Annotated in this window: 18 protein-coding genes; 8 read left to right on the top strand and 10 right to left on the bottom strand. The window is 71.6% G+C overall.

Annotation, left to right across the window (positions count from 1 at the left end):
• Positions 1–3 precede the first annotated feature (3 nt).
• The 3 genes from ACGFIM_RS27130 (at position 4) to glyA (ending at position 3,820) form a co-directional block, all read left to right on the top strand.
• A complete protein-coding gene (locus ACGFIM_RS27130; protein WP_364067415.1) occupies positions 4–936 on the top strand; it encodes a YihY/virulence factor BrkB family protein in 933 nt (310 codons plus the stop codon).
• Between the two features lie 38 nt (positions 937–974).
• Positions 975–2,393, top strand: coding sequence for a protein kinase (locus ACGFIM_RS27135; protein WP_393205185.1), 1,419 nt, complete (start codon positions 975–977; stop codon positions 2,391–2,393).
• 176 nt (positions 2,394–2,569) lie between these two features.
• Positions 2,570–3,820 (top strand): serine hydroxymethyltransferase, encoded by a 1,251-nt coding sequence (glyA, locus tag ACGFIM_RS27140; protein ID WP_364067418.1) that lies wholly within the window; start codon positions 2,570–2,572, stop codon positions 3,818–3,820.
• 140 nt (positions 3,821–3,960) lie between these two features.
• Here the strand turns inward: glyA and ACGFIM_RS27145 are convergent, their stop codons facing one another.
• From ACGFIM_RS27145 to ACGFIM_RS27155, 3 genes are read right to left on the bottom strand one after another with little or no spacing between them, the layout of a single operon-like run.
• Complete coding sequence (locus ACGFIM_RS27145; protein ID WP_393205188.1) at positions 3,961–4,482, bottom strand: hypothetical protein; 522 nt, start codon at positions 4,480–4,482, stop codon at positions 3,961–3,963.
• 16 nt (positions 4,483–4,498) lie between these two features.
• A complete protein-coding gene (locus ACGFIM_RS27150) occupies positions 4,499–4,693 on the bottom strand; it encodes an anti-sigma factor family protein (RefSeq protein ID WP_393205191.1) in 195 nt (64 codons plus the stop codon).
• Complete coding sequence (locus ACGFIM_RS27155) at positions 4,690–5,178, bottom strand: sigma-70 family RNA polymerase sigma factor (protein ID WP_364067698.1); 489 nt, start codon at positions 5,176–5,178, stop codon at positions 4,690–4,692. The genes ACGFIM_RS27150 and ACGFIM_RS27155 overlap by 4 nt, the downstream gene beginning before the upstream one ends.
• Positions 5,179–5,534: 356 nt before the next feature.
• Between ACGFIM_RS27155 and rsgA the strand changes: the two genes are divergently transcribed.
• Together rsgA and ACGFIM_RS27165 are read left to right on the top strand one after the other, a co-directional pair.
• The gene (rsgA, locus tag ACGFIM_RS27160; protein WP_393205194.1) at positions 5,535–6,632 is read left to right on the top strand and encodes a ribosome small subunit-dependent GTPase A; all 1,098 of its coding nucleotides are present in this window, start codon (positions 5,535–5,537) and stop codon (positions 6,630–6,632) included.
• A gap of 163 nt (positions 6,633–6,795) precedes the next feature.
• The gene (locus ACGFIM_RS27165; protein ID WP_393205197.1) at positions 6,796–7,455 is read left to right on the top strand and encodes a phosphoribosyltransferase; all 660 of its coding nucleotides are present in this window, start codon (positions 6,796–6,798) and stop codon (positions 7,453–7,455) included.
• On the opposite strand, the gene ACGFIM_RS27170 is transcribed toward ACGFIM_RS27165, so the two are convergent.
• The gene (locus ACGFIM_RS27170) at positions 7,420–7,893 is read right to left on the bottom strand and encodes an ATP-binding protein (protein WP_393205200.1); all 474 of its coding nucleotides are present in this window, start codon (positions 7,891–7,893) and stop codon (positions 7,420–7,422) included. The two genes, ACGFIM_RS27165 and ACGFIM_RS27170, sit on opposite strands and share 36 nt — an antisense overlap.
• Positions 7,894–7,978: 85 nt before the next feature.
• Here ACGFIM_RS27170 and ACGFIM_RS27175 point away from each other — a divergent pair, with 85 nt between their 5' ends.
• Both ACGFIM_RS27175 and ACGFIM_RS27180 read left to right on the top strand, forming a co-directional pair.
• On the top strand, positions 7,979–8,905 hold the full coding sequence (locus tag ACGFIM_RS27175) for a helix-turn-helix domain-containing protein (RefSeq protein ID WP_393205203.1): 927 nt from the start codon (positions 7,979–7,981) through the stop codon (positions 8,903–8,905).
• 132 nt (positions 8,906–9,037) lie between these two features.
• Positions 9,038–9,271 (top strand): DUF397 domain-containing protein, encoded by a 234-nt coding sequence (locus ACGFIM_RS27180; RefSeq protein ID WP_393205206.1) that lies wholly within the window; start codon positions 9,038–9,040, stop codon positions 9,269–9,271.
• 521 nt (positions 9,272–9,792) lie between these two features.
• Here the strand turns inward: ACGFIM_RS27180 and ACGFIM_RS27185 are convergent.
• The 5 genes from ACGFIM_RS27185 to ACGFIM_RS27205 all read right to left on the bottom strand — a co-directional run bounded on the left by ACGFIM_RS27185 (position 9,793) and on the right by ACGFIM_RS27205 (position 14,831).
• Positions 9,793–10,452, bottom strand: a complete 660-nt coding sequence (locus ACGFIM_RS27185; RefSeq protein ID WP_393205209.1) for a hypothetical protein — start codon at positions 10,450–10,452, stop codon at positions 9,793–9,795.
• Between the two features lie 971 nt (positions 10,453–11,423).
• Positions 11,424–11,735 carry a WhiB family transcriptional regulator gene (locus ACGFIM_RS27190; protein ID WP_080036407.1) on the bottom strand — a complete coding sequence of 104 codons (312 nt, stop codon included), beginning with the start codon at positions 11,733–11,735 and terminating at the stop codon, positions 11,424–11,426.
• Positions 11,736–11,835: 100 nt separating this feature from the next.
• Positions 11,836–12,705, bottom strand: a complete 870-nt coding sequence (locus ACGFIM_RS27195; protein WP_393205212.1) for a sucrase ferredoxin — start codon at positions 12,703–12,705, stop codon at positions 11,836–11,838.
• Between the two features lie 103 nt (positions 12,706–12,808).
• Entirely contained in the window at positions 12,809–14,326 is a 1,518-nt protein-coding gene (locus ACGFIM_RS27200) for a glycerol-3-phosphate dehydrogenase/oxidase (protein WP_393205215.1), read from the bottom strand.
• The gene (locus ACGFIM_RS27205; RefSeq protein WP_393205218.1) at positions 14,319–14,831 is read right to left on the bottom strand and encodes a TetR/AcrR family transcriptional regulator; all 513 of its coding nucleotides are present in this window, start codon (positions 14,829–14,831) and stop codon (positions 14,319–14,321) included. The genes ACGFIM_RS27200 and ACGFIM_RS27205 overlap by 8 nt, the downstream gene beginning before the upstream one ends.
• Positions 14,832–14,862: 31 nt before the next feature.
• Here ACGFIM_RS27205 and ACGFIM_RS27210 point away from each other — a divergent pair, with 31 nt between their 5' ends.
• Entirely contained in the window at positions 14,863–16,425 is a 1,563-nt protein-coding gene (locus tag ACGFIM_RS27210) for an FAD-binding oxidoreductase (RefSeq protein WP_393205915.1), read from the top strand.
• A gap of 77 nt (positions 16,426–16,502) precedes the next feature.
• On the opposite strand, the gene ACGFIM_RS27215 is transcribed toward ACGFIM_RS27210, so the two are convergent.
• Positions 16,503–16,871: a hypothetical protein gene (locus tag ACGFIM_RS27215; RefSeq protein WP_393205221.1), complete on the bottom strand. Its 369-nt coding sequence runs from the start codon at positions 16,869–16,871 to the stop codon at positions 16,503–16,505.
• Positions 16,872–16,996: the final 125 nt, after the last annotated feature.

The following is a 16,996-nucleotide window of genomic DNA, read 5'->3' on the forward strand; positions in this document are numbered from 1 at the left end:
GCCATGACGTCCACTGAAGCCCCTCCCCGGCCCAAGCGAGGGCTCGTCTCCCACGCGAGGGCCAGGCTCAGCTGGGTACTCGACACCAAGTCGTGGGCGATCGTGCGCGCCGCCACGAATGCCGGCGTCACCTACCGCGTGACCGGTCTGGCCGGTGAAGCGGCCTTCTTCGCGCTGCTGTCGCTGCCCCCGTTCGTGCTGGGGCTGATCGGCGTGCTGGGCAAGCTCGGCACGTGGCTCGGCCCCGGCGTCGTCGGAGAGGTGAAGACCTGGGTCATCCAGCAGGCCGCGCTGCTGTTCACCGACGACGCCGTCGACAAGGTCATCAACCCGCTCATCACCGACGTGCTCAGCGACGACGCCGGCAAGGTGTCCATCATCTCGCTGGGCTTCCTGCTCTCGCTCTGGTCGGGCTCGCGGGCGCTGTACGTCTACGTCGACCTGATATCCGTCGCGTACGGGCTGGGGGAGGAGCGCGGCATCATCCGCACCCGCCTCATGTCGTTCGGCCTGTACGTCGTGGGCCTCATCATCGGCATCATCGTCATGCCGATCCTCGTCGTCGGCCCCACGCTCATCAAGGACGCCCTGCCCGCCGACTACGGCGTCCTGGTCGACGTGGCCTACTGGCCGGTCGTCATCGTCGGCTCCGTGCTCTTCCTGACCGTGCTCTACCACGTCAGCGTGCCCGTGCGCACGAAGTGGTACCGCGAGCTGCCCGGCGCCATCCTGGCGCTGTTCCTGTGGATCGTCTGCGCGGCCGTGCTGCGCGAGGTGCTGGCCGCCTGGTTCTCGCCCGTCTCCGTGTACGGCTCCCTGGCCGCGCCCATCGCGCTGCTGCTGTGGCTCTACATCACCGCGCTCGCCGTGCTCATCGGCGCCATACTCAACGCCGAGGTCGACCGGCTCTGGCCCGGGATGAGCCGGGCCAAATAGCGTTCCTTACGCGGGGGGTGTCCGGAATAATCCCCTCGATGGAGTCGCCACAGCGGGTCGGTCCCTACACCTTGGTGAAGAAGCTCGGCGAGGGCGGCATGGGCGTCGTGCACCTCGCCTGCGACCCTGCCGGCAGGCAGGTCGCGCTCAAGATGATGCGCGCCGACCTGGCCGGGCAGGAGGAGTTCCGGCGCAGGTTCGGCAAGGAGAGCGAGGCCGCGCGGCGGGTCGCGAGGTTCTGCACCGCGCCCGTGCTCGACGCCGGGTTCCACGCTGGCATCGCCTACATCGTCACTGAATATGTGGAAGGCCCTGATCTGTCGGCCGTGGTCTCGCGCGCGCCGCTCACCGGCGCGAACCTGGAGGCGCTCGCCGTCGGCGTGGCCACCGCCCTGGCCGCCATCCACGCCGCCGGGGTCGTCCACCGCGACCTCAAGCCGTCCAACGTGCTGCTCAGCCCGCTCGGGCCGCGCGTCATCGACTTCGGCATCGCGCAGCTCGCCGACGCCTCCGGCGCGGTGGCGACCGTCGCCAGGTCGATGGGGACGCCCGCGTACATGTCGCCGGAGCAGGCCAGGGGCGAGCACGTGACCCCCGCGAGCGACATCTTCTCCTGGGGCTCGCTGGTGGCGTACGCGGGCACCGGCAGGCCGCCGTTCGGCACCGGAGGCGTGCCCGAGGTCATCTACCGCGTGATCAACCACGCGCCCCGGCTCGACGGGCTCGACGAGCGCGTCCGGCCGCTGGTCGAGCGGGCGCTGGACAAGGACCCGGCCCGCCGGCCGACCGCCCAGCAGCTCATCGACGCGCTGCTCGGCCGCGCGCAGGTGCCGGTGGCCGCCGCCACCCAGGCCGTCTCCGAGACGTGGACGCCGGTCGTCCTCCCGGCCACCCGGCCGCAGGCCGGGCCGTCCCAGCCGTCCCAGCCGCCCGGGGTGCCCGCCGCCCCCCGGCGGCGGATCTGGCCGATGCTCCTCGTCGGCGTGGTCGCCGCCGTCATGGGCGCGGCCGTCACGCTCGTCGCCGTACGCCCCTGGGAGCGGCAGGGACCCGTGCCCGGCACGCCGGAGGCGACCCGCAAGGTCGAGGCGCTCGGCACCACGTTCGAGGTCAGTATCGACTCGCTGGTACGTCAGGGCGCGTCCGCCCGCCTCGTCTGGACGGTCAAGAACGTCGGCACCGAGAACGCGCCGTTCACGCTCAAGCTCGGCAGAGGCGGCCTCGACCAGACGGTCTCGCAGGTGAGCATCGTCCCGCCGGGCGTGCGCGACGCGCTCTTCCCGGTGATCGACGAGGGCAGATGCCGCTGCTCCAGCGTCCCGGCTGCGCCGTTCGGCCAAGGCGACCAGCTCCAGCTCTGGGCCGTCTTCGAGGGCCTGCCCGACGACGCCGACCACGTGGACGTCAACCTGAGGCTCTTCGGCCTGTTCAAGCACGTGGCGGTCGAGGAGGCGTGACTCGCCGTCCGCGGGCGCCGGCCTGCTGATCACCAGGAAATGGGCCCCTGCCACATCCGCTATCGTCTAGGGCGAGACGCGACTGGCGCATCAGGTGGGAACGACCACCAGGGAGCGAAAGGAGCGGAGGCCGTGCGCCTGGGTCTTCGCAGATCGTCAACGATGACAGGAGAGTCATGGGTTCTCTCGCTAGCGTCGACCCGCAGATCGCCCAGCTCATCCAGGCTGAAGAGCGTCGCCAGGCCGACACCGTCAAGCTGATCGCGTCCGAGAACTACGTGTCCAAGGCCGTGCTCGAGGCCACCGGCACGGTGCTGACCAACAAATACTCCGAGGGCTACGCGGGCAAGCGCTACTACGAGGGCCAGCAGGTCATCGACCAGATCGAGACCCTCGCCATCGAGCGCGCCAAGTCGCTGTTCGGCGTCAACCACGCCAACGTCCAGCCCTACTCCGGCTCGCCCGCCAACCTCGCCGTCTACATGGCGTTCCTGCAGCCCGGCGACACCGTGATGGGCATGGGCCTGCCGTTCGGCGGCCACCTCACCCACGGCTGGTCGGTCTCGGCCACCGGCAAGTGGTTCAACCCGGTCCGCTACGGCGTGCGCAAGGACACCGGCCGCATCGACCTCGACGAGGTCCGCGAGCTCGCCCTGCAGCACCGGCCGAAGCTCATCTTCTGCGGCGGCACCGCGATCCCGCGCACCATCGACTTCGAGGGCTTCGCCTCGATCGCCCGTGAGGTCGGCGCCGTGCTCGCGGCCGACATCGCCCACATCGCGGGCCTGGTCGCGGGCGGCGCGCACCCGTCGCCTGTCGGCCACGCCGACGTGATCTCCACGACCACCCACAAGACGCTGCGCGGCCCGCGCGGCGCGATGCTCATGTCGATGACCGACGAGCACGCCACCGCGCTCAACAAGGCCGTCTTCCCCGGCCTGCAGGGCGGCCCGCACAACCACACCACCGCCGCCATCGCGGTCGCGCTCCACGAGGCCGCCCAGCCGGAGTTCCGCGAGTACGCCCACCAGATCGTGCGCAACGCCAAGGCGCTGGCCGACGAGCTGTCGGCGCGCGGCTTCGACCTGGTCTCCGGCGGCACCGACAACCACCTCATCCTGCTCGACCTCACGCCCAAGGGCATCGGCGGCAAGCCGGCCGCGCAGGCGCTCGACCGTGCCGGCCTCGAGACCAACTACAACACGGTCCCGTTCGACCCGCGCAAGCCGTTCGACCCCTCCGGCATCCGCATCGGCACCCCGTCCGTCACCTCGCGCGGCATGGGCGAGAACGAGATGCGGCAGATCGGCGCCTGGATCGACGAGGTCGTCTCGGCCGTGGCCAAGGGCGACGCGGAAGACGTCATCACCCGCGTGCGCAACGAGGTCACCGAGCTGACCTCGCAGTTCCCCGCCCCCGGCCTGTAAGCCGTCCGGCACGGGCACGGGCACGGAGAAGGCCGAGCGCCCCGCCGCACGGGCTCCCGGGCGCGGCGGGGCGCTGTTCGCGGGCGGGGCGTGGCCGGAATGCCCCGCTCGCCGACCGCGGCCGCGTACGCGGCGCGCGGTCAGGTCTCGACGGTGAGCAGCCGTTTGCCGTCCGACGTGACCACCTCGAAGCGGTCGATGTCCTTCAGCTGCGTCGCGCTGCCCCCATGCATGTAGAGCGGGTCGGGCGACCCCGGCACTCCGTACCCGGCTGGAGGCACGGACCACCCGGTCATCACCCGGCGCTCACCCGACTTGGCGACCGAGACCAGCTCGCACTCCAGGGGCCCCTTCACGCCCGCCAGCTTCAGCGCCACGTGCGTGCCCCACTTCTTCGACTCGACCACCAGCCCCCCGGTGACGCCGTCCACGCCCTTGCCCTGGATCGGGCGGCCCTCGGCGTAGAACTGCTCGGCGGTGCCCATGTGCGTACCCATCTCACCGCTTCGGCCCTGCGCGAGCGGCACGGCCTCGCCCGCGTCGAGCTGCGTGCCGACCACCAGCCCGCCGGCCACCAGCGTGACCGCCGCCGCGATGCCGATCACGAACGTCCCCCTGCGCGCCCGCCGGTCGGCCGCCCGCTTGCGCCGCAGCAGGCTCACCACGTCGGACCGGCGGTCATCGGAAGGGGGGGCCGAGGTCCTCGACGGGGCCGATGCCGTGCAGCACGTTCGCCACGCCCGACAGCTCGTGCAGCTCGTAGCGGCAGGAACTGCAGCCCAGCAGGTGTGCCTCGAACGCCAGCCGGTCGTCCTCGTCCAGCAGCCCGAGCGCGTAGGCGCCCACGTCCGTGTGCTCGACCCTCGAAGTCACGCCGTCACCCCCCTCTCCTCCAATGCGATGCGGAGCGCGCGGACGGCGTAGTAGACGCGGGACTTCACCGTGCCCACGGGGATGCCCAGGGCCGCGGCGGCGTCGTTGACCGACCGGTCCCGCAGGATCGTCTCGTTGAGGATCTCGCGATGTGCCGGCGACAGCGCCTTCAGCGCCTCGGCCACGACGACCTGATGCAGCAGTCCCTCCATCTCGTCGGGAACGGGCAGGCTCTCCAGCGGCGCGGCACCCGACTCCCGCGGCCGGGCGTCCTTCCGCCGCCGATCATCGATCACGATACGTCTGGCGACCGTGGCGAGCCAGGGCATCAGCGAGACCGAGTCAGGGTCGAGCCGCTCCGCACTCCGCCACGCCCTGATCATCGTCTCTTGCACCACGTCTTCCGCCCACTGCCGATCGCCCGCGGTCAGCCGGATCACGAAGGCCAGCAGCGGCCTGTGGTACTCCCGGTACAGCGCGGACACGACCACCTCGTCGTCCGGGCGTACGCGCCGGATCCAGTGGCGTAAGCGCGGCTTGCCCGACGGTACGGCTTCCTCGGCCGAGGACGGGGGATACGTGCCGGTTCGCATCATTCCCCTTTCTCAGTCCGTCGGCAGGTGGTACGGCCGGCCGCCCTAACGCGGTTCAACAGGCGGCGGAACATAATGCGATTGCATCGCCGTGGCCGGATACGTAGAGTCGGCTCGGCAAACGATCGAGGAGGTGAGGACTATGCGGGTCACCGTCTTCGCCGTGCCTTCAGTCCACCTCCGGGCGCTCGCCTGAGCGGCCCCGAGCCTTCCCTTCTTTCACCTTCTTGATCAAAGGTTCCACTGCGTTGTCTTACGATCTTTCGCTGTTCGGCTGGACCGACCTGCGCGCCGCCGCTCTTCCCGACGGCACCGTCCCGGCCCGGGTGTCCCGCGTCGACCGCGGCGCCGCCGAGGTGATCGCCGCCGACGGCCGGCACCACGTCAGATACGGCGCCCGCGTACGCCGGGCCTCGGCCGCCGACCCCATCGCACTGCCCTGCGTCGGCGACTGGGCGGCGCTCACCTGGCTGCCCGAGGGCCGCTACGAGCTCGACCAGGTGCTGCCGCGCACCACCGCGTTCGTGCGGGGCGGCGTCAGCCGCGACTCCGTCGGCGGGCTGTCCGGCGACGGTCAGGGCCAGGTGCTCGCCGCCAACGTCGACATCGTCTTCGTGGCCGAGCCGTCCATGCACTCCACCGACTTCGCCGACCTCGGCCGCATCGAACGCCTCGTCGCGCTGGCCTGGGAATCCGGCGGCACGCCCGTCGTCCTCGTCACCAAATCCGACCTGTTCGACGACGGGCTCGACGACCTGCTCGCCGACGTCCGCACGGCCGCGCCCGGCGTGGACGTGCACGCTGTATCGTCGCTGAAGGGCGACGGCGTCGATCTGGTCGCCGGCTACCTGCAGGGCTCGCGCACCGCCGTCATCCTCGGCCCGTCGGGAGCCGGCAAGTCCACCCTGGCCAACGCGCTCGCCGGGGAGACCGTCATGGAGACCCAGCAGGTACGCGCCGCCGACGGCCGCGGCCGCCACACCACCGTCCACCGCGAGCTCATCCCGCTGCCCGGAGGCGGGCTGATCATCGACACGCCGGGCATCCGGCGGGTCGGCCTCTACGACATCGGCGACGGCGTCGACCGTGTCTTCTCCGACATCGACGCGCTGGCCGCCGGCTGCCGCTTCGGCGACTGCGGCCACGACAGCGAGCCCGGCTGCGCGGTGCTCGCGGCCGTCGAGAACGGCGACCTGCCGGAGCGCCGCCTGCACAGCTGGCGCAAGCTTCAGCGCGAGGCCTTGTGGATGGCGGCCAGGACGGACGCGCGGCTGCGCAAGGAGCAGCGGAACCGGTGGAAAGTGATCCACAAGGAAATGCGCCGCTCCGGCCGCAACCGTCCCTGACCCCCGCCCCGGCGGGCTCGTAGCGGACGGCCAGGGCTCGCGAGTGCACGGTCGCCCTCCTGCGCGGGGGAGTGCCGAAGTCCCGACTCGGACGGGTTGATGGGGCGTCGATCCCGGAGGAAAGGTGCGAAAGGGGCGGCGGGGAGCGGGTAGGGCACATTTCATGGAGCTCTTCGCAGACCGGACCCAGGCGGGGGAGCTGCTCGCGGAGCGGTTGCGGGACGCGCACGACCCCGTGATCCTCGCCCTGCCGCGCGGCGGCGTGGCCGTGGCGGCGCCGATCGCGCGCCGTCTCGGAGCGCCGCTCGAGGTGCTGGTGACCAGGAAGATCGGTTTCCCGCCGGCTCCCGAGCTGGGGGTCGGCGCGATGGCCGAGGGCGGTGAGCCGGTGTTCGACCACGGGCTGCTGCGCCGGCTCGGGCTGACGCCCGAGTCGCTGGCGGACGTGGTACGCCGGGAGCGGCGCGAGCTGGCCCGCAGGGTACGCGTCTACCGCGGCGACCGCCCGCTGCCTCCGCTGGAGGGCCGCGAGGTGATCGTGGTGGACGACGGCCTGGCGACGGGCGGCACCGCGCGGGCGGCGCTCAGGACGGTGGCCGCGGCCAAACCGGCGAAGGTCACGCTGGCGGTGCCGGTCGGCTCGCCGGACACGGTGGCGTCGCTGCGGGACGAGGCGGACGAGGTGGTGGTGCTGCTGACCCCGGCGGCCTTCCAGGCGGTCGGGCAGTGGTACGCGGACTTCGAGCAGCTCACCGACGATGATGTGCTGCGCCTGCTGGAGGAGAGTTCAGCCGGTGATGACGGCCCAGACGAGCTTGCGTGAGGAGCCGGTGGACAGCCAGCCCCAGGCGGAGCAGAGGGCGTCCACGAGCCGCAGGCCGCGCCCGTACTCGGAGAAGACGTCGGGCGCCGCGGCGACCGGCACCGTGCGGCTGTGGTCGGTGACCACGCAGGCCAGGTCGTTTCCGTGGGCCAAGAGCCTGAGCTGCGCCGCGCCGCCGCCGTGGCGGATGGCGTTGGTCACCAGTTCGGAGACCACCAGTTGCAGGTCGAAGGCGGCCTCCATCGCACCCCATGTGCCGAGCGTCTGATCGACGAAGCGCCGCGCGATGGACACGCACGCGGGCTCGACTGCCGCGTTGTGGGGAAAGGGGAAGACGGCGTCGCACTCGCCGGGCCGCCCGTCGACCAGGATGGACGAGAGCCATGCCGGTGGCCGGGAACCAATGGCGGCTTGCGGCCGTGCGTCGAAAGTCGTCATCCTGGCCCCCGAGGCGCGGTCTGGTGATCCAATACCCATCTTTACGGCCAGTGCTTACCGATGCAAGACTTTTCGTAGTTTACGGATGCGAATCGCATCTGCACGTGCAGGGAGTCCAAGGAGCGGTGGAGTGAGCGCGGAGAGCACGGAGGGGAAGCTTCTCAGTCACACGCCTGGAAGCCCTACGGTGCTGCGGATCCTGCTGGGCACTCAACTGCGCAGGCTCCGCACGGAAAAGGGTATCTCCCGCGAGGACGCCGGGTATGCGATTCGCGCATCTCATGCAAAGATCAGCCGATTGGAGCTAGGTCAGGTCAGTTTCAAACAGCGTGACGTGGCCGACCTGCTCACCCTGTACGGCGTCACCGACCCCAAGGAGCGTGAGCCGCTGCTGGCGCTGGCCAAGCAGGCCAACGCCCCCGGCTGGTGGCACCAGTACAGCGACCTGCTGCCGTCCTGGTTCGAGGTCTACATCGGCCTGGAGGGCGCCGCCTCCAGCATCCGCACGTACGAGAACCAGTTCGTCCCCGGCCTGCTGCAGACGCCCGACTACGCCAGGGCGGTGATCTCGCTGGCCCACGAGAAGGCGCCGGAGGACGAGTTGGACCGCCGGGTCGCGCTGCGGATGACGCGGCAGAAGCGCCTGGAGAGCGGGCTGACGCTCTGGGCGGTGATCGACGAGGCCGTCGTGCGCCGCATGCTCGGCGGCCACGAGGTCATGCGCGGGCAGATCGCCCATCTGCTCGACATCACCGCGGAGCGCAACGTGACCGTGCAGGTCATGCCGTTCGAGCGGGGCGGGCACGCCGCGGCCGGCGGGCCGTTCAGCATCCTGCGCTTCCCCGAGCGCGAGCTGCCCGACGTCGTCTACATGGAGCAGCTCACCAGCGCCCTGTACCTGGACAAGCCCGCCGACTCCGACCACTACATGGAGGTCATGGACCGGCTGAGCATCCAGGCGGAGGAGCCGAGGGCGACCAGGCGCTTCCTGGAACGCCTGCTCTCCGACTGAGTCACATGTCCGTGTGATCCACTCCATATAGGGATTTTGGCTGTCCGGTATATGGAGCCCGTCGCGTTGCCGTATTGTCACCTCGCAAGCGCGGATGCACGTGCATCCGTAAGATCGCGAGGAGCTGCCCCCATGCAAGAGTTCCGGAACGGAACGCCCGCCGGCCGCCTTCCCGTCGTCTGGCGCAAGAGCAAGCGGAGCAACCCCAACGGCAACTGCGTCGAGGTCGCGAGCCTGCCCAACGGGGAGATCGCCATGCGTAACTCACGCTTTCCCGACGGTCCCGCGCTTGTCTACACGCCGGCCGAGATCACCGCGTTCGTCCTCGGCGCCAAAGACGGCGAGTTCGACGACCTGATCGTCTGACCTCTCCCTCATCCCCGCCGGTGGTCCCTGGCTGGGGACGAAGGGCGCCGTCCCCGCACATGACCCAGGCTGGGAATGCGGGACGCCATCCCCGTCCACGGCCGGATCGCGGAGTGGGGGACGCCGTCCCCGCCCATGTCCCGGGCTCGGAGCGAGGGACGCCGTCCCCGCTCGCGGCCCCGCCCTGGGGACGAGAGACACCATCCCCTCATACGCCCCGGACTGGGGACGAGAGGCGCCATTCGCGCATGCGACCCGGCCCCGGCTGGGAGTGAGGAGCGCCGTCCGCGCATGTGACCCGGAGTGGGAGCGAGGGCGCTGTCCGCGCATGCGACCCGGCTCCGGGCGGGGAGTGAGGAGCGCCATCCCGCTCGCGGCCGGGCCGGGAGTGGGGGCGCCGTCCTCGTCTGCCGGCTCTGGGCCGGGGACGAAGAACGCCGTCCCCGCTGTCCCGGCGGTCTCCGCCATCCTGACTGTCCGCCAGCCCGGTCATGACCGCCCGGGCGGCGGTGCATTTTCGGTCAGGGGTGGGCGGTTTCGGGCCTGGGCGCGTTGTGCCAGCGCCAGCGCGTAAGCCGCGGACGCCCCGGCAGATCGCCGCGGCCCGTGGCCCACAGCAGCGTGGCCCAGGGGTCGCCGCCCTCCGGGGCGTCGGGGAAGAGGCGGCCGAGCACGCGTGCGCAGACATCGGCGGGCGGTGTCCAGGACAGGCCCAGCCCTTGCGCCATGTCGTGCACGTGCACGAGCGTTTCGACCAAGCCCATCGCGGCTGAGGCCGAGGCGTCGGCCGGGCCGAAGACGTGATGGGCGCGTGCCTGCGGCGGAGCGGTGCGCACGGCCGCGATGAGCAGCGCGCCGGTGCTCTGCAGCACCTGAAGCAGGCCGGTGACGCCGCCCGCGCGGTCGGCGTGCACGCTGTTGCGCGGGCCGCCCGGCCTGGCGCTGCCCATCTTGAACGGCACGTAGCGGTCGAGCGGCGGCACCGTCAGCCCGAGCTGGACGGCGTAGGCGAACAGATCGTCGGCGAGGTGCTCGGCCGTCTCCCAGCACGTCCATTCGAGCGAGCCCGCCCTGACATCCCAGGCGGCGGGCTCGTCGGCCTGCGCGAGAGTCTCGACGGCCCGCGCGACGACCTCTTGCAGATCGTCGGCCAGAACGGAGGCGCTATGCGAAGTCGGCATGACCTCGACGGTATCGGCCGCCTGTGACAATCGAGCGCTGACAAGCCGACGCCGACCGTCCGGCGCTGATGATTCGGTGCTGACGGTCCGGTGCTGATGTCTCGAGCGCCGGGGATGCGGTGTAGACGGTCCGGCGCCGACATCTCGAGCGCCGGGGATGCGGTGCTGACGGTCCGGCGGTGACGTCTCGAGCGCTGACGGTGCGGTGCCGACGGTCAGCGGTGACCTGACAAGCGCCGAAAGTCCGGCGCCGACAGGCCGGGGCTGACCATCCGGCGCCCAGACATCAGCGCTGACGATGCCGCGCTGCCACGCTCCCGATGATCGGGTGTGGGCGAGCCCCCGGATGATGCCAGAAGAAGGCAGGGTTATGCGGGGGAAGATGCTGAATTGGTGCAGTGACGAAAATTGTCGGATGCGTCGGCTAGCGTGCCATTCGTGAGGACCAAGGCACGAGAGGGACGCCGACGCGTATGAGGGGCCGCACGGGCGCGGAGTCCTCGCGATCCGGCCCGTACGCGACGGGTGGCGGTCGCGCGGGCGGTGCGCCCTCGGGGCCGTACGCGGCGATCCGCGCAGGCGAAGTGCCCCAAAGCCCGTGCACGGGGTTTCGCGCGGTTGGCGTGCGCACAAGCCTGTGCACGGCGATCCGCACGGATGGTGCGCGCCGAAGCCGGTACGCGGGGATCCGCATGGGTAGTGCGCACGGAAGCCCGTACGCGGGGATCCGCCTGGGGGATGCGGACCGGAGTCCCTGCGCGGCGTCTCGCCGGGGCGGATCGTGGCCGCGGCCGGTGTGCGCGGTGGGGAAAACAACACATCCCCCCGCTCGTTCGCGAAGGGATGCCGATGGCCTGATCAGGCAGTTGTCCCGACCGGGTTCGCCAGAGCCTGGGCATGGAACGCCAGGCTCCGGTTCATCGGGACAACTGCGTGATCACGCGATGTGTGGTGAAGGTGCCGGGTGTGTGTCAGGCGGCGGAGATGCCGGCGCTGGCCGCGCGGCGCATGCGACGGCGGCGCTCGCTGGCTCGCTCGTCCTCGTTGAGACCGCCCCACGTGCCGTACTTCTCGGGCCGGGACAGCGCGTAGTCAAGGCACTCGTTGCGGACAGGGCACTGGGCGCAGATCGCCTTGGCCTTCCGCTCACGTACGTCACGCTCGGGCTGCCGCTCCCCATCGGGGCCGAAGAAGAGCACGAGGTCCTCACCCCGGCACGCGGCATCATCCTGCCAACCCCAGCTGGGGCGGGGGCGGGCGAGCTGCCGACGTACCTGAGACATGAGAAAACCACCTTCGTGAGAGGTATTTCGGGATTTAAGCCGCATTGGACGCTTTTGGCATCACTGTTCCAACGCAAGGCTGGGCCGTGATGTTCCCAGATCAGGTGAGGGCGGGCGTGGCGTACCGCACAGGCGTGAGCCTGTCCAGCGAAACCAGCCGGTAGGTGGTGATCGTCTCGGCACAAGCCGTACCACACGGCGCAGCGAACGCCGATGGTTCGATCACAACCTGGAGCCGGACGTCACCACAGCGCACGATGGCCTGAGTGACGTCGCCGTCCATCCTGGAGGATTCCACGGCCACTGCGCCGACGGAGCGCTCTCCCGTATGGGCTCGGGCGAAGTGCTCGACGGCTTGCAATGGCTCAGGGATGCCTGCGCGTCCCCGGTAACGGTCGAGGATGACCTCGCCCGCCCGGTACGCGTTAGCCGCTGCCAGTGCAGCAGCCTGAGACATGCTGCCGTAGAAAATTCCGTGTGGCAAGCACACGAGGTTGGCGGCGTAGCGATCGCCGCCAACGTGTGACGTTTCCCACACTCTGTCCGGCAGTTTTTCGGCCAGGGACCGAGCGAGGGGCAGTCCAATGCGGGCGCAGCACGCATTGCGCTTGGCGTGCGTGCAGACCAGAAATACCGGCTCGTCTTCAAGTATGCAGGACTCGGGGACCACTCCGGCCACCAGCGCGTCCAGGTCAAGATCGTCAGGACCTGCGATGACGCCTCCGGCGAGCCATGGACGGTCGCCCACGGCGTGGGCCACTAGCACACCGATCCCCTGCTCCCGCTGGCGGGTCCGCCTTCCCGGGCGGCGGATCAGCTGGGGCCTGATACCGCGTTCGAGCGCTCTGCGGACGAGTTCCGAGATTTCTTCAGGAAGTTCGAAGCTTTCCAGGTGCGAGGGCCACGGTCCGGCGTATTCGACGAGCAGCCACAGCCTCGCGCCCACCGTGGCACTCGCCAGAGTGGGCACCGCTCCGGTGTGGCACCCGGCCGGATGCCCGCAGCCCCTTGCCAACGCACATGCTCCTTCCCCGAACCGAATTAGGTAAGACTAACCTAACGGTTCGGAGAGGTCATGGGCGGGAGGTCTGGTGCACTACCTCCCGTGTCGCCGGAAGAGCCCGCTCGCGGTCCTGCGCGACGAGGCCGATCCGCGTCCGCCGGTCGAGCAGGTCGCTCTCGTCCAGCGCGCCCTCGTGCCGCACCGACCAGAGCAGGTCGCCCGCCGTCAGCCCCAGCCCGACCTCCTCCGGGTGCGCCTTGATCAGCTCGTACGCGGCATCGGCCTCCGAGCCGTACCTGTCGGCCACGCGCGGCGGCACGTCCGACGGGCGCGGGCCCGCGCCGACGAGCGGGATCCGCCGCGTACGGCACCGCCCGGCCCGCAGGTTCGCGTGCTCGACCGCCTGATCCACCGCGTCCTCGGCCATCCGCCGATATGTCGTCAGCTTCCCGCCCACGACGGTCACCACACCGTCGCCCGCGAACACCGCGTGCCTGCGTGACAGATCGGACGTCCTGCCGTCGGCCGCCAGAAGCGGCCTGAGGCCCGCGTACGCGCCCGCGACGGCCTCTCTGGTCACCGGAGTCTCAACAACCCCGTTCAACACCTCCAGCAGCGTTCTGACGTCCTCCTCGGGCGCTTCGGGGACGTCCGGCACCGGGCCGTCCACGGGCTCGTCGGTGAGCCCGACGTACACGCGGCCGTCGTGCTGCGGGAGCACCAGCGCGAACCTGTTGCTCTCGCCCGGCAGCGGAAGGTGCAGCCCCGCGATCAGGCCGGGCAGCGAGCGGGACGCGAGCACGATGTGGGTGCCGCGCGACGGCCGCAGCCGCACCCGCGGGTCCAGCCCGCCCGACCACACGCCGGTGGCGTTGATCACCACCCGGGCGCGGATCGTGAACTCCTCGCCGGTCAGCTCGTCGCGCACGTCGGCGCCGTCGCCGGTGAGGCGCAGCGCGCGGCAGCGGGTCAGGATGCGCGCCCCGTGCGCGGCGGCGGTCCTGGCGATCGCGACCACCAGGCGGGCGTCGTCGAGCAGCCGGCCGTCCCACGACAGCAGGCCGCCGCGCAGCCGCCCGGACGCGCCGTCCGCGCGCAGGACGGGTGCGAGCCTGCGGGTGCGCTCCGGGCTGAGGCGGCTCGGGCCGGGCAGCAGGCGGCGCGGCGTGCGGGCGGCGGCGCGCAGCGCGTCGCCGAGCCGGTAGCCGGCCATCACCATGGCCTCCTGGGCGCGGGAGACGTCAGGGGTCAGCGGCAGCACGTACGGATGGGCCTTGACCAGGTGCGGAGCCGTCTTGCGGAGCAGGACGCCGCGCTCGACCGCGCTCTCGTACGCCACGTCGACCTGCCCCTTGGCCAGATAGCGCAGCCCGCCGTGCACCATCTTGGAGCTCCATCTGGATGTGCCGAAAGCCAGGTCGTGCGCGTCGATCGCCGCTACGCTCAACCCTCGTGAGGCGGCGTCGAGCGCGGCGCCCGCGCCCGTCGCGCCGAGCCCGACGACCAGCACGTCCAGCCGTCTCTCCGGAAGCTCGGCGACCTCGCGCAGCTCGCGGGATCGTCGTGCGGCGTTCAGCGAGCTATCCAAGGTAGGCCTCCAGCAGCGCGGCGAGCTCGGCGTCGAGCTCGTCCATGGTCACGGGGTCGAGCATGGTCGGCGCGGACAGCAGGAACGACTGCGCGACGAGCAGCACCGCGCGCGCCTTGCGCGGGCCGCCCGCGACCGGCTCAAGCACCTCGAGCACGGCCTCGTGGCTGGCGCCGCGCCGGTCGAGCAGATAGGGCAGCAGCAGTTCCGGGTCCGCTTCCACGATCTTGCGCCACAACGGGTGCGCGCGCAGCCCCCTGACGCCCGCCACCACCGCGCGTACCGGGTCGGACAGGTCGAGTTCCGACACCACGCGCACCCACTCCCTGGTCATGAGGTCGGCGACCAGCGTGCGCACGTCGGGCCAGCGGCGGTAGATCGTCATCCGCGAGACGCCCGCCCTGCGGGCCACGTCGGTGAGCGTCGTCCTGCGCACCCCGTAGGCGAGCACGCAGTCACGGGCTGCGTCCAGCACAACGTCGTCATTGTGACGATTCGACGTCATATGTCACAGTGTAAACGTGACTGGAGAACCCATGCTGTGGTCCGGCTGGGGCGACCCGGCCAAGGCCCGCGAGCTGCCGGACCAGGTCAAGAAGCTGTTGGGCGACCTGCTCGGCGTCCGCGCGCCCGGCGCACCCGCCGCCGCCCTGGACGAGGTGCGGCTGCCCCCGATCGCCCTCACCGAGTCTCTGCTCGGCGCGCTCGCCGGCGTCGTCGGCGACGAGCACGTGCTGACCGGGCACGAGGACCGCGTCCGCCACACCCGCGGCAAGTCCACCCCCGACCTGCTGCGCATGCGCGCGGGCGACGGCGGCGACGCCCCGGACGCCGTCGTGCTGCCCGGCTCGCACGACGAGGTGGCCGCCCTGCTCGAGCTGTGCTCGCGCGAGCGGATCGCGGTCGTGCCCTTCGGCGGCGGCACCTCCGTCGTGGGCGGCCTCGCGCCGGGCGGGCGCGACCGCTTCGCCGGGGTCGTCGCGCTCGACCTGCGGCGGCTCGACCGGCTGCGCTCGGTGGACGCCGAGTCGATGCTCGCCGACTTCGAGCCGGGCGTGCGCGCGCCCGACGCCGAACGGCTGCTCGCCGCGCACGGCCTGACGCTCGGGCACTTTCCCCAGTCCTTCGAGTACGCCACGCTCGGCGGCTTCGCCGCGGCCCGCTCGAGCGGCCAGGCGTCCGCCGGTTACGGCCGCTTCGACGACATGGTGGCCGGGCTCACCCTGGCCACGCCCACCGGCACGCTCGAGCTCGGCCGCGCGCCCAAGTCGGCGGCCGGGCCCGACCTGCGTCAGCTCGTGCTCGGCTCCGAGGGCGCGTTCGGCGTCATCACCTCGCTGCGGCTGCGGGTGCGGCGCGCGCCCGCGGAGCGGCGCTACGAGGGGTGGCGCTTCCCGTCGTTCGCCGCCGGGTCGGCCGCCGCGCGGGCGCTCGCCCAGGAGGGGCCGCTGCCCGCGGTGCTGCGGCTGTCGGACGAGACCGAGACGATGGTCGGCCTGGCCGATCCCGAGGCCATCGGCTCGGGCGGCCCCGGCGGCTGCCTCATGATCACCGGGTACGAGGGCGCCGATGTGGACCCCCGGCGGACCCGGGCGTCGGCCGTGCTCGCGCGGCACGGCGGCGAGCCGCTGGGGGAGGGGCCGGGCCAGGCGTGGGAGCACGGCCGCTTCTCGGCGCCGTACCTGCGCGACTCGCTGCTCGCCGCCGGCGCGACCGTCGAGACGCTGGAGACGGCCGGCTTCTGGTCGAACCTGCCGCGCCTGTACGACGCCGTCAGGCTCGCCCTGCTCGGCGCGCTCGGCTCGCCGCTGGTGCTCTGCCACATCTCCCACGTGTACGAGACCGGCGCCTCGCTCTACTTCACCGTCGTCGTCGCCCAGGACGGCGAGCCGGTGGCGCAGTGGCAGCGGGCCAAGGAGGCGGTGAACGCGGCCGTCGTCGAGGCCGGCGGCACGATCACGCACCACCACGGCGTCGGCCGCGACCACGTGGCGGCCTACGGGCGGGAGATCGGCCCCGTCGGGGTGCGGATCCTGCGCGCGGTCAAGGCGTCGCTCGACCCCGAGGGCGTGCTCAACCCCGGCGTGCTCATCCCGTAGCCCCGGCGGGTCCGTCGTGCGGGCCGCGTGCGGCCGTGGGCTCGCGCCGGGTCGAGGGGCGTGGGGGCGGCCGGCGGTCAGGTGTCGGCCGGGGGCACCGCGTCGGCCTCGGCGATCGCGGCGGCGGCGTCGCTGTAGTGGCGCTCGGCCTCGTAGGCGTCCGCCAGCGTGTGCAGCGAGGCGATGAGCGGCGCGCCGCCGATGGAGCGGGCGGCCGCCACCGCCTCCTGCGCCAGTGGCAGCGCCTCCGCGGAACGTCTCCATAAAAGCAGCTGCCGCGCGGTCGTGCGGAGGCAGTGCACCAGGAGCTCGGTGTGCTCGCGAGGCGACTCGTCGGCGAGTATCCGCGCGCGGGCGATCGCCTCGCGGAAACCGTTCAGCGCGGCGCTTCTGCTCCAGCGCGGCCGGGTTTGCGCGAATGCCAGCGAACCCTGGATGGCCTCCACGCCGGAAGTGCCTTTTCGGGTCGCGTCATCCGGGCCCCTACGGCTCATCGGAGCCTCCCCTCGGCGATCCCAACCGCTTGCTTGGGGGAGGAAGGCTACACCATTGCGAACCTTCTGTGTTCCGT

The sequence above is a fragment of the Nonomuraea sp. NPDC049309 genome (genome assembly GCF_043196965.1).
Classification (GTDB): Bacteria; Actinomycetota; Actinomycetes; order Streptosporangiales; family Streptosporangiaceae; genus Nonomuraea; species Nonomuraea fastidiosa.